The organism is Allorhizobium paknamense, from assembly GCF_030815125.1.
GTDB lineage: Bacteria > Pseudomonadota > Alphaproteobacteria > Rhizobiales > Rhizobiaceae > Allorhizobium > Allorhizobium paknamense.
Map to the genome: position 1 here is coordinate 91,827 of NZ_JAUSWH010000012.1, position 18,526 is coordinate 110,352.

Annotated in this window: 17 protein-coding genes; 6 read left to right on the top strand and 11 right to left on the bottom strand. The window is 57.7% G+C overall.

Going from position 1 to position 18,526, the window contains the following annotated elements; translation table 11 throughout:
- Positions 1 to 42: 42 nt before the first annotated feature.
- The 3 genes from QO005_RS17170 to QO005_RS17180 all read right to left on the bottom strand — a co-directional run bounded on the left by QO005_RS17170 (position 43) and on the right by QO005_RS17180 (position 5,113).
- Positions 43 to 2,007 carry a methyl-accepting chemotaxis protein gene (locus tag QO005_RS17170; protein WP_307159291.1) on the bottom strand — a complete coding sequence of 655 codons (1,965 nt, stop codon included), beginning with the start codon at positions 2,005 to 2,007 and terminating at the stop codon, positions 43 to 45.
- A 970-nt stretch (positions 2,008 to 2,977) separates the two neighbouring features.
- Positions 2,978 to 3,880, bottom strand: a complete 903-nt coding sequence (rpoH, locus tag QO005_RS17175) for an RNA polymerase sigma factor RpoH (protein WP_307159292.1) — start codon at positions 3,878 to 3,880, stop codon at positions 2,978 to 2,980.
- A gap of 207 nt (positions 3,881 to 4,087) precedes the next feature.
- Positions 4,088 to 5,113, bottom strand: a complete 1,026-nt coding sequence (locus tag QO005_RS17180) for an RluA family pseudouridine synthase (RefSeq protein WP_307159293.1) — start codon at positions 5,111 to 5,113, stop codon at positions 4,088 to 4,090.
- A 50-nt stretch (positions 5,114 to 5,163) separates the two neighbouring features.
- Between QO005_RS17180 and QO005_RS17185 the strand changes: the two genes are divergently transcribed.
- Together QO005_RS17185 and QO005_RS17190 are read left to right on the top strand one after the other, a co-directional pair.
- A complete protein-coding gene (locus QO005_RS17185; protein ID WP_307159294.1) occupies positions 5,164 to 5,556 on the top strand; it encodes a hypothetical protein in 393 nt (130 codons plus the stop codon).
- Positions 5,553 to 6,377 carry a TrmH family RNA methyltransferase gene (locus QO005_RS17190; protein WP_307159295.1) on the top strand — a complete coding sequence of 275 codons (825 nt, stop codon included), beginning with the start codon at positions 5,553 to 5,555 and terminating at the stop codon, positions 6,375 to 6,377. Before QO005_RS17185 ends, QO005_RS17190 begins: the two co-directional genes overlap by 4 nt.
- A gap of 123 nt (positions 6,378 to 6,500) precedes the next feature.
- Here QO005_RS17190 and QO005_RS17195 read toward each other — a convergent pair whose 3' ends face one another.
- The gene (locus QO005_RS17195; protein ID WP_307159296.1) at positions 6,501 to 7,532 is read right to left on the bottom strand and encodes a coiled-coil domain-containing protein; all 1,032 of its coding nucleotides are present in this window, start codon (positions 7,530 to 7,532) and stop codon (positions 6,501 to 6,503) included.
- A gap of 110 nt (positions 7,533 to 7,642) precedes the next feature.
- Complete coding sequence (locus tag QO005_RS17200; RefSeq protein ID WP_307159297.1) at positions 7,643 to 8,236, bottom strand: DUF1134 domain-containing protein; 594 nt, start codon at positions 8,234 to 8,236, stop codon at positions 7,643 to 7,645.
- 266 nt (positions 8,237 to 8,502) lie between these two features.
- On the opposite strand from QO005_RS17200, the gene chpT reads away from it, so the two are divergent.
- Both chpT and QO005_RS17210 read left to right on the top strand, forming a co-directional pair.
- Positions 8,503 to 9,147, top strand: a complete 645-nt coding sequence (gene chpT, locus QO005_RS17205) for a histidine phosphotransferase ChpT (protein WP_307159298.1) — start codon at positions 8,503 to 8,505, stop codon at positions 9,145 to 9,147.
- Between the two features lie 209 nt (positions 9,148 to 9,356).
- Positions 9,357 to 9,716, top strand: a complete 360-nt coding sequence (locus QO005_RS17210; protein ID WP_307159299.1) for a response regulator — start codon at positions 9,357 to 9,359, stop codon at positions 9,714 to 9,716.
- Positions 9,717 to 9,912: 196 nt separating this feature from the next.
- On the opposite strand, the gene ctrA is transcribed toward QO005_RS17210, so the two are convergent.
- Positions 9,913 to 10,614 carry a response regulator transcription factor CtrA gene (gene ctrA / locus QO005_RS17215; protein WP_307159300.1) on the bottom strand — a complete coding sequence of 234 codons (702 nt, stop codon included), beginning with the start codon at positions 10,612 to 10,614 and terminating at the stop codon, positions 9,913 to 9,915.
- 446 nt (positions 10,615 to 11,060) lie between these two features.
- On the opposite strand from ctrA, the gene QO005_RS17220 reads away from it, so the two are divergent.
- The gene (locus tag QO005_RS17220) at positions 11,061 to 11,411 is read left to right on the top strand and encodes a flagellar export protein FliJ (protein ID WP_307159301.1); all 351 of its coding nucleotides are present in this window, start codon (positions 11,061 to 11,063) and stop codon (positions 11,409 to 11,411) included.
- Between the two features lie 537 nt (positions 11,412 to 11,948).
- Here the strand turns inward: QO005_RS17220 and sciP are convergent.
- The 5 genes from sciP to cysC form a co-directional block, all read right to left on the bottom strand.
- Positions 11,949 to 12,224, bottom strand: a complete 276-nt coding sequence (gene sciP, locus QO005_RS17225) for a CtrA inhibitor SciP (RefSeq protein ID WP_250937111.1) — start codon at positions 12,222 to 12,224, stop codon at positions 11,949 to 11,951.
- A 458-nt stretch (positions 12,225 to 12,682) separates the two neighbouring features.
- Positions 12,683 to 13,351 (bottom strand): sugar transferase, encoded by a 669-nt coding sequence (locus tag QO005_RS17230; RefSeq protein ID WP_370878095.1) that lies wholly within the window; start codon positions 13,349 to 13,351, stop codon positions 12,683 to 12,685.
- A 320-nt stretch (positions 13,352 to 13,671) separates the two neighbouring features.
- The gene (locus tag QO005_RS17235; RefSeq protein WP_307159303.1) at positions 13,672 to 14,703 is read right to left on the bottom strand and encodes a DUF2793 domain-containing protein; all 1,032 of its coding nucleotides are present in this window, start codon (positions 14,701 to 14,703) and stop codon (positions 13,672 to 13,674) included.
- 238 nt (positions 14,704 to 14,941) lie between these two features.
- Positions 14,942 to 15,733, bottom strand: a complete 792-nt coding sequence (cysQ, locus tag QO005_RS17240) for a 3'(2'),5'-bisphosphate nucleotidase CysQ (RefSeq protein WP_307159304.1) — start codon at positions 15,731 to 15,733, stop codon at positions 14,942 to 14,944.
- A gap of 511 nt (positions 15,734 to 16,244) precedes the next feature.
- Positions 16,245 to 16,847, bottom strand: coding sequence for an adenylyl-sulfate kinase (cysC, locus tag QO005_RS17245; RefSeq protein WP_307159305.1), 603 nt, complete (start codon positions 16,845 to 16,847; stop codon positions 16,245 to 16,247).
- 772 nt (positions 16,848 to 17,619) lie between these two features.
- Here cysC and QO005_RS17250 point away from each other — a divergent pair.
- Positions 17,620 to 18,522 carry a branched-chain amino acid ABC transporter permease gene (locus tag QO005_RS17250; protein ID WP_307159306.1) on the top strand — a complete coding sequence of 301 codons (903 nt, stop codon included), beginning with the start codon at positions 17,620 to 17,622 and terminating at the stop codon, positions 18,520 to 18,522.
- Positions 18,523 to 18,526: the final 4 nt, after the last annotated feature.

The window sequence follows — 18,526 nt, forward strand, 5'->3', positions numbered from 1 at the left end:
TTGTTTAACGTTCATGCGGTTGCCGAGCAAAGGCTCTACGCCTCAAAACTCTTCCCAGCTTTCAGCGGCTGCACCGCCGCCGCCGCCCATGGCCTTGGCAACCTTGTTCATCATCCGGCGGGCCGGAGAAGCCTGCGGCTTGGCGGATGCCGTGGCCGCAGCCGGTCCACGCGCAGGGGAGGCGCTGGAAGAGGGCGCCGCGTGCGCTGCGGCTGGGCGACCACCGGCTTCGAAGCGGAACTGGCTGATCAGGTGTCTCAGCTTGTCCGATTCAGAGGCCAGACCGGCGCTTGCGGCTGTGGCTTCTTCCACCATGGCGGCGTTCTGTTGCGTCACCTGATCCATCTGGTTGACGGCAGTGTTCACTTCCGAGAGACCGACAGATTGTTCGCGGGCGGAGGTGGCAATGGCATCAAGCTGTGCGTTGATGGAGACGACATGGCCTTCGATGACTTTCAAGGCATCGCCGGTGGCCGTGACGAGCCTGACGCCACCTTCCACTTCCTGGGCGGAATTGCGAATGAGATCCTTGATTTCTTTCGCAGCCTGGGCAGAGCGCTGGGCAAGCTCGCGCACTTCCTGGGCAACAACGGCAAAACCCTTGCCTGCTTCACCGGCGCGAGCGGCTTCGACACCTGCATTGAGCGCCAGCAGGTTGGTCTGGAAAGCAATCTCGTCGATCACGCCGATGATGTTGGAGATCTGGCTGGAAGATTGCTCGATCCGCTGCATCGCGGTGACGGCCTGGGATACCACCTCACCCGACTGACGGGCGGAGCGATTGGCTTCCAGCGCCACGCTGCGGGCTTCTTCCGTACGCTTCGACGAATTGGCGACGTTGGTGGTGATCTGGTCCAGGGCTGCGGCGGTTTCTTCCAGCGAGGCCGCTTGCTGCTCGGTGCGCTTGGAAAGATCGTTGGCGCTGCTGCTCAGTTCCCGCGCGCCGGAGTCGATTGTGCCGGTGGCATTGAAGACATGCAGCAGTGTTTCGCGAAGATGGCCGACAGCAGTGTTGAAATCGTTGCGCAGACCTTCGAAATCGGGAGCGAAGGGCTGCTGGAGCTGGAAGGTCAGATCGCCCTGCGACAGTTGCTTCAAGCCTTCTGCCAGGCCGGAGGTTGCCACGCTCATTTCCTCGGCGCGCTTGCGGTCCATTTCCGCCACACGGGCGCGCTCGGCTTCGGTGGTCTGGCGGGTTTCATTGGCCACGCGATCGCTTTCGACCTTCTGGATCGCCGTCTGGCGGAAGACCTCGACAGAGGCCGCCATTTCGCCGATCTCATCCTTGCGGCCACGGCCAGGGATGTCGATATCGTTGCGGCCCTTTGCCAATTCCAGCATGGAGTCGTTAATGCCGCGCAGCGGTCGCACAAGCCCGCCGTTCAGGAAGATCAGGCCAAGGCCAGCCGTGGCGATCATGGCGATGCCGCCGACGATGGAGGTGGTGGTCGAGAGCGAAGCAGCGTTTTCAGCTGAGGTCTTACGGACGCCAAGCAGCGAGGCTTCCGCATCGACCATTTCCTTGACGAGGCCACGAATACCATCCATCGAGGTCTTGCCCGCGCCGGAAATCTCGATCTGGCGCGCTTGCTCCCAGGTGGCCGGATTTTCCATCAGCTTCATTTCGGCAAGCACGACCTTTTCATTCCAGGTCTGCGCCAGGGCGGCAATGCTGTCGAGACGCTTCTGCTGGACGGGATTATCGGAGGTCAGCTGCTTGAGAGCATCCCAATTTTCCTTGAAGGCCTTGGCACCGGCGATTTGCGGCTCCAGGAACTTCTTGTCACCGGCCAGAAGATAGGCGCGCATGCCCGTTTCCTGGTCCACCATCGCCGCCATCATCATGTTGATCTTGTTGATGACCACATAGGTATGGTCCGTCCAGCGCGCGCTATCGCTTTGCGTGCTGCTGGACGTGTAGCTGACGGTTGCAACGGCCAGGCTGACCACGATCAACAGGCCGAGAATAAGCGAGATTTTTGTCAGGATTCGGATATTTTTCAGCATCTATTCTGGCCTTTCAAACCTTTCTGGAGCAGTTCTGTCGTTGCAGATGTTGTCATGCCTTGAGAAGCGCGCTCCAACCGAAGGATCTTCCAGCTGTCGCCATGTTCACCTTGAAAGACAGGCTAGATTTTCCGGCCTTCTTTTCATTGCGATCTCGATTTTTCTCCTATCATGCAGTTCTCGGGCATAAGCCTAGGAACTTTGCTGACACGAATGTATCCGGTTTTTTCCTGAAGACTGACTGGGCATTGTCCCATCCGGAGACGATGCCCTTGTTTCAAATCAGGAAAACTCCATGCGCCTTCTCTAAAGTATGTAGGTTGCAAACCTGTTAACATCCTCTCCCATAGGTTATATTAGCGAAGAACATCTAAAAGATTATTTACATCCCTTCAATTTTATGGGTTTTTCTGCTTTCGCGGATTTGTTCCGCGAAATCTCTCTGAAGTGACTTTATCGTTAATCAAGCGTTTAAGTCGTGCACGCACTCATTTCATGCATCCGATGCGTGTATATCTACACATACTTCGTTTATTCGCTATTCATCCTAAGTGAATCTATTTTTAGATGATATTTCATTAATATGATTGTAATGTTTGATTTCAGGCAGTTTTATCTCCTTAGAGGCTCTCTTCTCTCGATTTTTAGAAGATATATATTCTAAATGCGTTGAATATTCTGAACGCGACAGCGCGCTTAAGGTGTGTCAGGTTGTATTCTAAAGAACACTTGCGGATGAAAAAATGTCACGGCATGTTGCTGCGCTTTTTCGCGCAGCAAAAGCAAAAGAGGGAAGCGTTCTTCGTGATCATAAAAAAAAGCGCACCGCTCTTTGCGATGCACTTTTGAAAAAAAAGGGATAGAGATATTACAGCGCCGTGCGCCATACATGGCGCACAAAGGTTCGCTGTAACGCTTTAAATATGCAGTAGGTCCGGTTCCTCAAGCTGAAAAGCCGGAGATGCCCGGTTCAGGCCTCCACCATTCTCAGGGCCTTGGCGCGCTCCAGGGCATCCTTCTGCACGGCGTCCTGAACCTTTTCAAAAGCCCGGACCTCGATCTGCCGCACACGCTCGCGGCTGATGTCGAATTCGGCAGAGAGTTCTTCCAGCGTCACCGGGTCTTCCGCCAGACGGCGGGCCTCGAAGATGCGTCGTTCGCGCTCGTTCAGCACGCCCATGGCGCGGGAGAGCATGTTGCGGCGGGTCTCAAGCTCATCCTGTTCGATCAGAATGTCTTCCTGGCTGTCATGATCGTCCACCAGCCAGTCCTGCCATTGGCCGGATTCGCCTTCGCTGGCGCGCAGCGGCGCATTCAGCGACGCGTCGCCGGACAGGCGGCGGTTCATGGAAACCACTTCTTCTTCCGAAACATTCAGCTTGGTGGCGATTTCCTTCACCTGTTCCGGCTTCAGGTCGCCTTCGTCGATGGCCTGGATACGGCCCTTGAGACGCCGCAGGTTGAAGAACAGCCGCTTCTGATTGGCGGTGGTGCCCATTTTCACCAGCGACCAGGAGCGCAGGATATATTCCTGGATCGAGGCCTTGATCCACCACATGGCATAGGTGGCCAGACGAAAACCGCGCTCGGGATCGAATTTCTTGACGGCCTGCATCAGGCCCACATTGCCTTCGGAGACCACTTCGCCGATCGGCAGGCCATAGCCGCGATAGCCCATGGCGATCTTGGCCACGAGACGCAGATGGCTCGTCACCAGCCTGTGCGCGGCATCACGGTCGCCGTGCTCGGCATAGCGCTTGGCCAGCATGTATTCTTCCTGCGGTTCCAGCATCGGGAACTTGCGGATTTCGTCGAGATAGCGGTTCAGACCGGCTTCGCCGGCAGTAATCGTAGGCAAGGTATTCCGGGCCATAGAGCACCCCTTTCTTCACGAACTTCCCAAAACCGGGCAAGTCCCCTCCTGTGGATCTCATGATCCCACACGAGTCCGGGTCAAAGATAAGAATGATGAAGACGCGATTCAAGCCTCACAGGCTTTGTGAAAGCCGTGGTTTTTGGCTGTCGGCGCGCGACCGCTGGCGTCTTATGGGCTATAACCCTTAAACCCCTCTCCGGTTCCTCAGATCGCCCTTAGCGCTTCCAGCATCTCTTCCAGATCCTCCGGCAGGGGGGCCTCGAAATGCATCACCTCTTCGGTGGCCGGATGTTCGAAGGCCAGAAGATAGGCGTGCAGCGCCTGCCGGTGAAAGCCGTTGACGAGGCCGCGGGCCGGTTCCGGCAGCAGATTGGCCTTGGTCTTGAAGGAACCGCCATATTCCGGATCGCCGATCAGCGGATGGCCGATATGGGCCATGTGGACGCGGATCTGGTGGGTGCGGCCCGTCTCCAGCCGGCATTCCACCAGCGAGGCAAGGCAGGTGGCGTCCGGCTTTTCGCCATAGCGCTCCAGCACTTCGTAATGGGTGATCGCCTCGCGGGCATCGGCGCTGTCGTCACGCTTCACGGCACGGCGGGTACGGTCGGCAGCGCGGCCCAAGGCGGCATCGATGGTGCCCGCCAGACTGCGCGGGCGCCCCCACACCACGGCCTGATAGGCGCGCTCCAACGGGCCGCTGCGGCCATGATCGGCAAATTGCGCCGCCAGATGCCGATGGGCATTGTCGTTTTTCGCCACCACCATCACGCCGGAAGTGTCCTTGTCCAGCCGGTGGACGATGCCGGGACGGCGCACGCCGCCAATGCCGGAAAGGCTCATGCCGCAATGATGGATCAGCGCGTTGACCAGCGTGCCGGTCCAGTTTCCGGCGCCTGGATGCACGACGAGACCGGCAGGCTTGGCAATGACAATGAGATCGTCATCCTCATAAAGCACGTCGAGGGGAATATCCTCGCCCTGCGGCTCGGCATCCTCGGGCTCCGGCAGGGCAATCACCACGCTGTCGCCGGGCCTGATCTTGCGCTTCGGCTCACTTACCGCTTTGCCGTTCACCTCGACCGCGCCCTGTTCGATCAGCGCCTTGATGCGATTGCGGGAAAATTCACCCTGCAGCGCCTCCGCAAGCCAGGCATCCAGCCGGCCTTCGGCATCGTCACCGGCAATCAGCTCTTTCCTTGCATCCTCGGCTTGGTTAAAGGGATCGGTCATTGTGTCAAAGTCCTGCCTGTCAGTCACGCCGGGGAAAGGTTGAGGTTTCGATGAGTCAGATTGAAACGGAAGAACAGGAAGAGAAGCCCCTCGATCCGGCTTTCGAGCATGTGCGCCGGAAAATGGTGATCCTGCAGCTCGTTTCGGTCGGCCTGATCTTGTTTTGCCTTATGCTTGTCCTGGGCGCGGTTGTCTACAAGGTTATGCAGACGAAAGCCGCAAGCCCCGCCGCACAACCGGCGGCAGCACTTTCCGTGCCATCCGACCAGCCGCTGGCCCGCACCGCCACGCTTCCCGAGGGCTTTACGGTGACCTCCACGGCGCTGTCCGGCAGTCAGGTGCTGTTCTATGGCAAGACGGCGGATGGCAAGGCAAAGGCCTTCATCTTCGATGCCGCGTCGGGCCGCTTCGTTTCGGACATCGCGGTCGAGGGGGCGCGGTGACGCACAGCCTGCGGATCACCGATCCGGACGATCCCCGTATCGCCGCCTTCCGCCAGATCCGCGAGCGCGATCTGGTGGGGCGGGAGGGCCGCTTCATTGCTGAAGGCACGGTGGTGCTCAGGCTTTTGCTGGCCGCCCACCGGGCAGGGCAGGGGATTCGGGCCGAAAAACTGCTGCTGCTGGAAAATCGTCTTGCCGGGCTGGAAAGCCTGCTGGCGGATCTGCCGGAGGAGATCGAGGTCTATACCGCCAGCCAGCCGGTTCTGGATGCTGTGGCGGGTTTTCACCTGCATCGCGGCGTGCTGGGCCTCGGGCGGCGCGAGGCGGTGCCTTCCTTTGAAGATATGCTGGCGGAGCTTCCGGCGCGTGCCCTGATCCTCGTGGGCTGCGGCATTTCCAATCATGACAATGTCGGCGCCATGTTCCGCAATGCCGCAGCCTTCGAAGCCGATGCCGTGCTGCTGGACGAGACCTCCTGCGATCCGTTTTACCGCAAGGCGCTGCGGGTCTCTGTCGGCTCCGTGCTGGCGGTGCCGCATCTGCGGCAGGGAGAGAGTGGGCAATTGCTGCGGCGGCTTGATGAAGAAGGCTTCCAGATCCTGCCGCTCAGCCCTTCCGGCACGGTTGAAATCGGTGATATCCAGCCGGCGTGGCGGGTGGCGCTGGTGGTGGGCACCGAAGGCGAGGGCTTGCCAGCGGATATCCTCTCACGCTTCCAGCCGGTGCGCATCGCGCAATCCTCCCGGCTGGACAGTCTCAATCTCGGCACCGCCAGCGGCATTGCGCTCCACGCCATCGCCCGGGGCATGGGCAAGGTTTAGAGCATTTACAGGAAAAGTGGGAACCGGTTTTCCGTCTGGAAATGCGTAAAAACAAGAGCATTGTCCCGAGAAAAGTGGGAGCCGGTTTTCCCTCCGGAAATGCGTGGGGTAAAGACTATAAACTCACATTTCAGGCTGCGGCTTGAAAAGATCGGGCGCAAGGCGCTTCAGCCGTTTCATCACTTCACTGTCACCCTGATCGGCGGCCTTCGCGACCAGCGGCTGGAGCGGACCTTCCTCGCCTTCCTGCCGGGCGGTGATTACCACCATCTTGGCGGCGATATCGGCGATTTCCGCGCGTAGCGCCTCATCGCCATCGGCGGTTTTCGCCTTTTGCAGCCGTTCGATCAGCGCCAGATTCTGTAGCCGTACTTCCTCGGTTAGCGCGGCAATCTCCTTCTCGGGAGAGGTCTTTGCAGGGGGCATGCCGGCCATCACCGTCTCCTTTTTTGTGCCGCCGGGGGTGGCGTTCAGCTTTTCCAGCCGCTCTTCCAGCCGCAACCGCCGGTCTTCTTCCTGCAAGAGCCGCTGCTCTGCCTTTTGCGCGCGGGAAACCGCAGCCTGGGTCTCGTCACGCTGTTTGTCGCGCTCGTCCCGCATGGCGGTGACGCGCAAACGAAAATCTTCGATCTGGGTGTCGCGGGAGGCAAGGCTGCGCTTCAGCTGCTGCTTTTCTTCCTCCGCTGCCGAAAGCCGCTGGGTCAGCGCCTCTATTTCCAGATCGCGCGCCGCAATGCTGGATTCGCTGCGCTCCAGCACGGCCTTCATCTGCTCGGCATGGCGGGCCGCCTCGCGCAGTTCTGCGCGCAATTGCCCGGCTTCCTTGCTCATGGCGCCGATCTGTTCCTTCAGTACATTTTCATTGGCTAGCGCCCGGCGCATCTCGGCATCTGCCTGGTCTGCCGTCACCTTCAAGGCGACCTGGTAATCGCGCTCGCGCTTCAGCTCATGGGCCAGCCGGGCATTTTCAGCGGCATAGACGGCGCGCACCATATCCTTTTGCGCGCGCACCTCATCCGCGCCCAAGGGTGCGGTCGCCCTCAGGCGGTTTTCCGTGTAGAGCACGACGCGACGGTGAATGGCCGGACTGATCAGCGCAACCAGCAGCACCGCAGCGAAAAAACCCAGAGCAAACAACAGGGCATATTCAATCACAGCAGGCTACTTTCTTGCCTTTGGAGCCGTCTCATACCAAGGCATCGAAGATGCTAACGCATCCTCGCCTCGAAAGGGGAATACGAACTCATTTTCAATGACTCTTCGTATCAGAAGGGGTTCCAGGTCGAATTCTGTGTCAGCTTCAGATAGCCGACATTGACACCAAGACGGGCACCGACGCCGGTGCGGATCGGCACGATCAGCTGGTTATTGTTTTTCAGCACGGTCATGCCGACACCGGCCACCACATAGGCCGAACCGCTAACGCCGCCGAAGCGGGTGTAGAGCCGATCGACGCTGGGCAGATTATAGACCAGCATCATGGTGCGGGACCCGTTGCCGCCGTAATCGAGGCCCAGCGACGGACCCTGCCAGAAGACCGGATGCTGACCGGCATTCTTGGTGTAAAGCGTGCCTTCGCCATAGGTCAGCCCGGCAATCAAGGCGCCGGAACCGTCCTGGCCGAGAATATAGCCATTGGGAAGGCCATATTGCGAAAAGGCCCGCTCGATCACCTTGGCCAATGCGCCGCTGGTGGAACCGAAGAAGGAATGGCCGGCATCCACGACTTCCTGCATGGTATATTGGTCGCCCTGGGCGTGTGCCTCGGTGGATGCAACGCCAAGCGCAAACGGAACCAGCGCAAGTGCTGCGGCCACAAGCCAGGTGTGCATGACGTGCCGAATCTTGAAAAAGCCCATGGCTTCCTCCCCGGTATAGGAACTGTCTGAACCGCTATTTTCGGTCCTGAAGCATCTTGATGCTATCGTCTTAACAATCGGTTTACCAAATATGGTGTCTTTATGGCGATAACCTTTGGGATTTTGCCGGTTTTGCCGCAACGGTAAGATCGACAGAGCATGAACAGCGCAGTTCCGGAAACGGGATATCCGTTGAACTGTGAGAAAGAAAAACGGTGTTTTATCTGGCTTGAGCCAGGGCAACGCCTGCCGTCGAGGAGAATTCGATGCTGAAGAACCCGAATCTGACGCTGGCCGGGCCGGATCTGGCCGCACTCCTGTGCAGCCGCGTGTGCCATGACGTCATCTCCCCGGTGGGGGCCATCACCAATGGTCTGGAACTGCTCGACGAGGGCGGGGCGGACGAAGATGCGATGGAACTGATCCGCGCCAGCGCCTTGAACGCTTCCGTGCGGCTGAAATTTGCCCGGCTGGCCTTCGGGGCCTCGGGCTCCGTCGGGGCATCCATCGACACCGGTGAGGCGGAAAAGGCCGCGCGGGATTTCGCTGCCGCCGAAAAGAAAACCGAAATCACCTGGACAGGCCCACGCGCCATCATTGCCAAGAACCGGGTGAAGATGCTGCTCAACCTGTTTCTGGTAGCCTATGGCGCCATTCCGCGCGGCGGTTCGCTGGATGTCACGCTGGAAAATCCTGAAACGGATGCGCGCTTCACCATCACGGTCAAGGGCCGCCTCCTGCGGGTGCCGCCGAAATTCGCGGAAATCTGCGAAGGCCGTCTGGAGGAAGCCGTCGATGCCCACTCGATCCAGCCCTATTACACCGTGCTTCTGGCCGATGAAGCGGGTATGGAGCTGAAATACACGGTCGGCGAGGGCGAAATCACCTTCACGGCCGAGACTGTGGCCTGAATTAATGAGCCGATTCGGGAAAATAAACCGGATCGGCTACTTTCCTGGGCGGGCGTAACCTTTCATTAGCCTCCCGCCTTTACTCTTTTTCCTGGAACTTTTTATTGGACGCAGTGGCTGGCACCGGACCTCGCCACACTCTTGTTTAAGCCATGTTCGAAACGAAGGGGATGCATGCTCCCCTTGGCCGTTGCAAAGGGGAGATCGATATGAAGCAGTTGATGATCGCTGACTCCTCCGATGTCATTCGCAAGGTGGGCCGCAAGATTCTTTCCGAACTGGGCTATGAGGTGATTGAAGCCGCCTCCGCCCGCGATGCACTGTTGCTCTGCGACAAGAAACTGCCCGATTTCATGATTGTCGATGCCGCACTGGACGGCGCCCTCGATCTCATCACCAATGTCCGCTCCATCCCGGAAGGCAAGGCGGTGAAGATTTATTACTGCGTGATCGAGGCCGATCTGAAAACCATGATGCAGGGCAAGCGCGCCGGCGCCAATGATTTCCTGCTGAAGCCTTTTGACCGCAAGATTCTCACCCAGACTTTCGCGGATCGCGCTGCGGCCTAAAAATCCTCCGCTTTTCTGGGGGCAACATTTCCGAATGCATGGATTTTTTCCGGATCATTGCCGTCATTCCGGGTGACTTGCACGGCTTGGCCGTGGATTGCCGAGGACTGTTCAATCCCACACGGCGTTTCCCGAAATTTTGGTCAAAATAAAAGCCCCCGAAGGGGCTTTAAAAATGCGGGTGGAAGGCAACCGCTCAGGCTGTTTCCATATATTCGCTGCCGTCCGGCTCGCGTAGCACATAGCCACGGCCCCATACGGTTTCGATATAGTTGGCGCCACCGGCTGCGTTTGCAAGCTTCTTGCGCAGCTTGCAGATGAAGACGTCGATGATCTTCAATTCCGGCTCGTCCATGCCACCATAAAGGTGGTTCAGGAACATTTCCTTGGTGAGCGTGGTGCCCTTGCGCAGCGAGAGCAGTTCCAGCATCTGATATTCCTTGCCGGTCAGGTGCACGCGCTGGCCGCCGACTTCCACCGTCTTGGCGTCCAGGTTGACCACCAGTTCACCGGTCACGATGATAGACTGCGCGTGACCCTTGGAGCGGCGGACGATGGCATGAATGCGGGCAACCAGCTCGTCCTTGTGGAACGGCTTTGTCATGTAATCGTCTGCGCCGAAGCCGAGGCCCCGGACCTTGTCCTCGATACCTGCCATGCCGGAGAGGATGAGGATCGGCGTTTTCACCTTGGACAGGCGCAAAGTCCGCAGCACTTCATAGCCCGACATGTCCGGCAGGTTCAGGTCGAGAAGGATGATGTCATAATCGTAAAGCTTGCCGAGATCGACGCCTTCCTCACCGAGATCGGTGGTGTAGACGTTGAAACTTTCGGACTTGAGCATCAGCTCGATGCTCTGCGCTGTGGCGCTGTCGTCTTCGATGAGTAGAACCCGCATAATTATCCCCTTTACCGCCGCCGAAAGGTCAAGATTGGCCCCCTACGCGATACGGATCCAGTCGTTGCCTGATTTGAAGGCTGCCACCAAATGGTTAACAAATTCTGATTCACTCTGGCAAGGCGTATCGAATTTATTAAGCAAGAAGGCCAGCCTCCTGATTCCTCTGTTATTTCCCCATCGCCACAGATGAATCGATCTGGGAGAAATCCCCCCTAAGCGATTCAATTGACTCATCATTGTCACAGTCCTGAATTTTGGACCTTGGCATTTACCGACCCTTAAAAGATCTTCCTTATCATTAACGATGCCCGTAAACGAAAGGTTACCAAAGGTAGTTTTTTGTTAACGCCGCGAGATTTTTCGGGGCTGATTCGTTGGAATGCCGCGGGCGATGTCGAAATCTGAGTGAAAGCGGGGCTGCTCGCCTCTCGGGAGTATTGCGTATGAAGTCGCGTGAGAGCCTAGTTCGCCTGAAGGCATTTCAGGTCACGGAAAAGCGTCGCCAGTTGCAGCAGCTGCAACTGATGATGAGTGAATTCGAACGAATGGCCAAGGAACTGGAGACGCAGATCTCCGTGGAAGAAAAAAAGTCGGGTATTACGGACCCTTCGCATTTTGCGTATCCGACTTTTGCCAAAGCCGCCCGCCAGCGGGCTGACAATCTTCAGATCTCCATTCGGGAACTGAAGGTTCAGCAGGACGCTGCCGAACTGGCGTTGGAAGAAGCTGAAGCCGATTATGCCAAGGCCTCAGCCCTTGAAGAGCGGGATGGCGGCCAGCGCGCCCGCGCCTGATCCGAAAACCGGATCATCCTGAATTTCGCGTCGCAGCCTGCGGTGCGGAACCCTTTTTCATTGCTATCAAGCGCCTCGACCCCTAAAGTGTGTCCGCTTTTCTCAGGGCAACACTGTAGAGGGTCAGGGCGTTTTGGCCTGTTTTGATGCAGCGGCGCTGGCGTCACCACAGTTTTCAACAGTCCACACGTTAAGATTTATGACAGTCTCAGGGGATGTGCCCTTGGGATGGGCTGGTCATCCTTCATGCTTTGAGAAAAAGAGCGATGCCAGGCTGTCGGCCGGGGAGGGGCCTGATCAGGCATATCTGCTGTTCCGGCATCGGCGTTGTTTCAACGCCGAGCGGTGGAGGATTGATCGCGGTTTTGCGTCAGCCTGAAACAGGAAAAGGCGCGCAAAATCCTGAAAAGGTGAGCGCGCCTGTTTTTTTAATCCACCCGCTCCGTCATCAGTTCGGGCAGGGAGTGCAGCAGATTTAAAGCGTTACAGCGTCCTTTGCGCGTTTGAGAAAACGCACGGCGCTGTAAGGCAAATCTTTTAATGGCGATATTGCTGAATGCGCGTGGTCCGCAGGCCCGGCAGGCCATGATCGTTGATGGAGGATTGCCAGGACAAGAATTCCTCGACGGTCAGCGTATACCGTTCGCAAGCCTCTTCCAGGCTCAACAGGCCGCCACGAACGGCAGCGACAACTTCCGCCTTGCGGCGGATGACCCAGCGGCGGGTATTGGCAGGCGGCAGATCGGCAATCGTCAACGGGCTGCCATCCGGGCCGATAACGTATTTTACTCGCGGGCGTATCGTTTCGGTCATTGGACTCTCTAATACAAACTCAAGACCACAGACCGAGACTTTAACGTCGCACCTTTAAAAATTGACTAAGCCAACGGTAACAATTTGATAATAATTTTAGGGAGTTGCCTGTGGCAGCTGATGTGGCGCTGCAGCATGTGCCGTAAAGTTGAGCGGAGTTCCTGGCGTCAGCGATGTCCGCGTCACTAGCTATTTCTTTCAGGCTTCAGGCGTATTTTGAGTAAAAATCGGACTTACCGGGCGAAATGCCCATCAAAATTGTTGAATGTGAATGATTTTTTATCCTCACATGACAGGATTTCTCGAATTTTTTTGAATTCTGCGCAACTATACACACACGCATCCCTTGCGTTGCTTTTGGTGCAGGGATGCACTTATCGCGCGTTGTTCGTCTCTAAAGGGCGATGGTGTGGAGGGCCAGGATCGCCATCTGTGACATTTTGGAACAATTTTGGCGCCTAAAAGCCGCCACCGTTAAAAAGCTCCGCCTTGAGCGTGCCCAGGATGATCTTCAGATCGAGCCAGAAGGAAAAGTTTTCCACATAATAGAGGTCGGAGGCGATCCGGGCACGAGCCCGTGCGGCACGATCCGTCGGTCCCCGCAGGCCGCGCATCTGGGCAAGGCCGGTGATGCCGGGGCGCATGGCGTGGCGGCGGTGGTAGTCCGGCACCAGCGTCTCATAGGGCACGCCTGCCGCAAGCATGCCGATGGCATGGCACCGGGGGCCCACAAGCGACATATCGCCCAGCAGAACATTCAACAATTGCGGCAGTTCATCGATATTGGTGCGCCGCAAAAGCGCGCCAAGCCGGGTGACGCGCGGATCCTGCGCCACCGTCTGCCGCACGCCGGAGGGATCGCAGCAATCCACATACATGGTGCGGAATTTGTAGATGCGGATTTTCGTCTGGTCCTTGCCCCAGCGTACCTGCCGGAAGAGCGCAGGGCCCGGGCTGTCCAGCCGGATGAGCAGGGCAATGAGCAGAAGAAGCGGCAAAAGCGCCAGGAGCGCCAGAAAAGCCACGAGAATATCCAGTGCCCGCTTGGCCCAGAGATCACCGGGCCTGCGGTTGCCGATTGTCGGCCCATCCTGAGAGGAGGGCACAGAATAGCCGTCCCGGACCATTCGGCGGGCGCGCAGGCCGTGTGGTGCATGCAGGCTTTCCATCCAAGCCTCCCAAGGCCGCAGCAGAGGGATTTGCCGCCATCCCGTTTCCGAAAGTGGAAATTTCCGCTCCGCTGCCACGTCGTGAATTCCTGCCTGCTGATTTATACCCCCATCGTCTTACCGTCATTCTTAATCTTAACCAATGGTTAACCTCTCTGAATGAGACGCCTTTCTTGGGACTATTTGTCTCAAAGCCAGACAGATCTTGTTCAATCGGTACAACCCACCCAAAATGGGCAGGTCTTACTGCTCGGTTGTATTTTATGGAAATAAATTACTTAAAGTAGATGCAGGTCGATGAGGGCTGCCCGGCCCAGTACGCCCAGAACGGCGCTGCCGGTGTGGCTGATCGAAAGCTCGACGCCCGCGCTCAGCTTCAAGACACTGTAGCGAGTTGTTTCAAAGGTCGAGGCGGTGCCGGGGTAGAGCTTAAGGAACTCGTTATTAACAGTGTCGATAACGGTCACGGCATAATCGACGGCGGTGCTGCCGCTTATATAAACAGAGACGGCATAAAGCCCTTCCACCGGCACCTTCAAGGTCTGGCGCCCGTCACTGAGTGTCTGCCCCAGTGCTATACCGCCCTGACCCATGACCAGCGTGTCGAATCCCGTGATGGTGCCGCTGCTGATGGCCAGCGACCGTGAGCTGAGGCGCACGCGCCCTGCCGGCTTGTTCGGTTGCAGCACCTGGCCTGCGCTGGTGATCGAAAGTCCTGTGGTCCAGTTGCTGCCATCCCCACTGACCTTGAGGGAAAAGGTGTCGGAACCGGAGGTCCCCATTTCTGCCCGGCCGGACCAGCCGGTCTGGAACAGCAGGCTCGCGGTATTGTCTGCCGCCGCCTTGTTGATTTTCAGGCGGTGGTCGCTGCCGGCATTGTTGAACAGGCTGGCATCGGCGGCGACGGAGAGCCGGTTGGTGCTGTCCGGTGTGCTGTTGACGCCCAGTTGCTCCGCAATGATTTGCGGGGGCAGGGCCTGTTCCTCCCAGCCGCTGCCGGAATAAACCAGTATCCTGCCCAGCGTGCGGAAGAAGCCGCGCCAGCCTGCCTGCGGTGTCAGAAATGCCCAGGCACTATCCTGCCACACCGCAATCTTGCCACCATAGCCGTCCCAGGCGCCGCTCGCGCCCGTGCCGATGCTGTAGCAATTGCCTTCGCCGGGACTGTCCGGCGGGCTCGACAGCGTGTCCTCGATCACGAGCTGCGTGACGGCATCGAGCACCTGCAAGGCCTCGTTATGGGTGACATGTTTCTGCGCCTGGGAGGGCAGAATGAAGGGGAGGTTCAATCGGGCACTGTTGTCGCTCATCCGGACGTCCTTGCGTGGTGATCATGCAGGGACATTGTCCACCACGTCTTCAGGAGGTGGAGATAGCGAGGATGGAAGGCTTGATTCACTTGGGAAAATGCCGGTCGCGATCCCCGCGCTGCACCGGACGCCCCTAATGCATTGATCCAAACAAAAGATTCATCTTTGTTTGGAAAAATCAATGCATAAACAAAGGCCTAGCGCACTTGAGCATGAGCAACGTGAATGCGTCAGTGCACTAGGTTTCGCTGCGCCAGCCCGCTCCCCAGGCAATGAAGAAGGGATTGGCAAAATCACTGTCCTCTGCTTGCTTGCGCTTGCCATAGAGCAGCGGCGTTCCGCCAAGCGTCAGGGTCATGCCACCGGCTGCCCGCAGCACGGCATCGCCTGCGGCCGTGTCCCATTCCATGGTGCGGCCATAGCGGGGATAAACATCGGCGTCGCCCTCGGCCACCAGGCAGAATTTGAGGGATGAGCCGACAGAGCGCGTGTCACGAATGGCGCGGGCAGCCAGAAAGGCTTCCGTTTCCGGCCCGGCATGCGAGCGGCTGGCCACCGCCACCGGCGGCGAAAGGGTCTGCCGCGCCTTGATCGGCTGGCGGTGCAGGATCTCGAAATCCGCGCTGACAGCCACCTTTTCCGCACCGTCGGAACCACCGCTGTACAGCACCCCGCTGGCCGGTGCGTAGACCACGCCGAGTGTGGGCACGCCGTCCTCCACCAGGGCGATATTCACCGTAAAATCATTGCTTTTGCGAATGAACTCCTTGGTGCCATCGAGAGGGTCCACCAGAATGAAGCGCCCGCTTTCCGTCGCCGGAATGTGCCCGGCCGCCACGGCCTCTTCTGCCACGACGGGAATGTCGCCGAAGGCCGCAGCCAGATGCGACAGAATCACGGCCTCGGCCCGCTCGTCGGCTTCTGTCACCGGTGATGCGTCTTCCTTGCTGCGCACGGTGGCGCCATGGTGAAAAACCGCCATGATTTCGCGACCGGCAAGCAGTGCTGCCCGTTCAAACACATCCAGCACAGAGCGTCCTTTCCAGGAACTAGGGTCAAAACTCAATCAGGATGGGTGTTCTGCAAGGCGTATTTTGTGTCTGAGTAGGAGGAAAGGTGCAGGAAATGCCGATCATTTTCAAACCTTTCCGACGCCCGCAGACGCAAAATACGCCTTGCCCGAAGGGTTGAGCGGGATGGGCCGCCTGATTGCGAACAATGCTCGACAAGGCCTTAGGGCCTTGCCTTGCGCTTGTTCGCGGCCATTCAATCCCATCCCGTTCAACAGAACACCCATCCTGATTGAGTTTTGACCCTAGAGCATTTCAGTGTTTCACGGAAACACTGAAATGCTCTAACTTGTTGTTTTTAAGCATTTCCGGACGGAAAACCGGTTCCCACTTTTCTCGGAACAATGCTCTACTGCATAATTCCTTAAATCGGAATCGATTTAGTGAAAATTATGCAGCAGATTTAAAATTTTACAGCGTCCTTTGTGCGTTTGATAAAACGCACGCCGCTGTAGAAGGGGTGTTGGCCCCTCAAGCCTTCAGATTGAGAAAATCGATCACCTGACGCGCCAGCGCCTGCGGACCTGCACTGCGCGTCACCAACCGTATATCCGGATTGGCCGGTGGCTCATAGGGAGAACTGATGCCGGTAAATTCCTTGATTTCGCCGGCTAGCGCCTTGCGATAGAGACCCTTGGGATCTCTTTTCACGCATTCTTCCAGGGGGGTGTCGATGAAGACTTCGACGAATTCGCCCTCGCGCATCAGGCTCCTGGCCATCTGCCGGTCGGCTTCGAAAGGCGAAATGAAGGAGACCACCACGACCAGACCGGCATCGGCCATGAGCTTGGCAACCTCCGCGACCCGGCGAATGTTTTCCACCCGGTCGGCATCGGAAAAGCCGAGATCGCTGTTCAGTCCGGTGCGGATATTGTCGCCATCGAGCATATAGGTGTGAACGCCCGCCTCGTTCAGGCTCTTTTCCAGCGCATTGGCGATGGTGGATTTGCCCGAGCCCGACAGGCCGGTAAACCACAGAATCTTTGGCTTATGCCCCTTCAGGAGAATGCGGGCGTCCCGGCTCACCTGCAGCGGCTGCGAGACGACATGGCGGTTTTCAGCCTCAGCTGGCATGGCAATTTCTTGCGCCGGTGCGACATAGTGCATCCATGTTCCCTCTCTTTTTAATAATAAATCTTATTCCTAATTCGTGCCAACGTTGTCAAATGATGTGACATGCCTCGAAAGTTATAATCAACACCTTTTCGCCATGATTGACGGAGAGGCCAGTCTGCGATGATCCAGAGTCCGCGCGTGTGATCCGGTTGCCGTCCCGTCTTTCTCACTCTGCCATCTTGTGTCCATCTCCCACCGATTTCCATGGGATCCCGCATGCATTATTCAGCTTTTTAGCTTCTGAAGGAAGCCTTGTCGGGCCAATCGCCGCTGGCCACGCCTTTGGCGCGCGTCTGAGCCCGCCCCTTATGACGACGTGATTATCGCCGGTGGCGGCGTCACTGCCTCTGGTCAAGACCCATGATCTTGCGGAGGAATGAAGTTTCTGCAATATCGCCGTGTTCGAAAATCCGCATCGGCGAATGCTGCAGAGCATGAAAAAATCCCGGTTGTAATCGCTCGGGATTTTCGCAGTTTCGAAGATTGGAAAGGGCGAGGCAAATGCGCATTTTTCCACCTTTCGGTGACTGTTTTCGGGCGTAATTCGGTGAAAATGTTCAAATCGTGAGCAGTTTACAGAAAAGTGCACTGGCCCAGCCATTTCAGGCTTCACATTTTTGCCAAAAACGCTATCAAATCGGCCCCAAGATCAAAAACCCCAAAACGGGAATACCCGAGGGGAACATAAAGAAGGACACCACATGATTGTGGCTGTCCGGGGGATTGGCATATGGAGTATTTCATCCAGCAGCTCATAAACGGGCTGACTCTTGGATCCATCTATGGCCTTGTGGCGATCGGCTATACGATGGTGTACGGTATTATCGGCATGATCAATTTCGCCCATGGCGACATCTTCATGCTGGGTGGTTTCGCCGCTCTCATCGTTTTCCTGGTGCTCACCACGTTCTTTGCCGGCATTCCCGTTGCGCTGGCGCTTCTGATCATGCTCGTCATCTCCATGTTGATGACCGGCTTGTGGAACTGGACCATCGAGCGTGTGGCCTATCGCCCGCTGCGCGGTTCCTTCCGTCTTGCACCGCTGATCACCGCCATCGGCATGTCGATTGCGCTCTCCAACTTCATCCAGGTCAGCCAGGGCCCGCGCAACAAGCCCATCCCCGCGCTGGTCAGCGATGTCTACCACTTCGGTGCCATCACCATCTCGCTGAAGCAGATCATCATCGTGCTGGTGACGGCTGTGCTGCTCGCGGCCTTCTGGTACATCGTCAACAAGACCCCGCTTGGCCGCGCCCAGCGCGCCACCGAACAGGACCGCAAGATGGCGGCGCTGCTCGGGGTCGATGTCGATCGCACCATTTCCGTCACCTTCATCATGGGTGCCGCCCTCGCAGCCGTCGCCGGTACCATGTATCTGATGTATTACGGCGTCGCCTCTTTCACCGATGGCTTCATTCCCGGCGTCAAGGCCTTTACCGCGGCTGTTCTGGGCGGCATCGGTTCGCTGCCGGGGGCTGTTCTCGGCGGGCTGCTGATCGGCCTGATCGAATCGCTCTGGTCGGCCTATTTCACCATTGCCTACAAGGATGTGGCGACCTTCGCGATCCTCGCCTTCGTGCTGATCTTCAAGCCGACGGGTATCCTCGGCCGTCCGGAAGTCGAAAAGGTCTGACCCG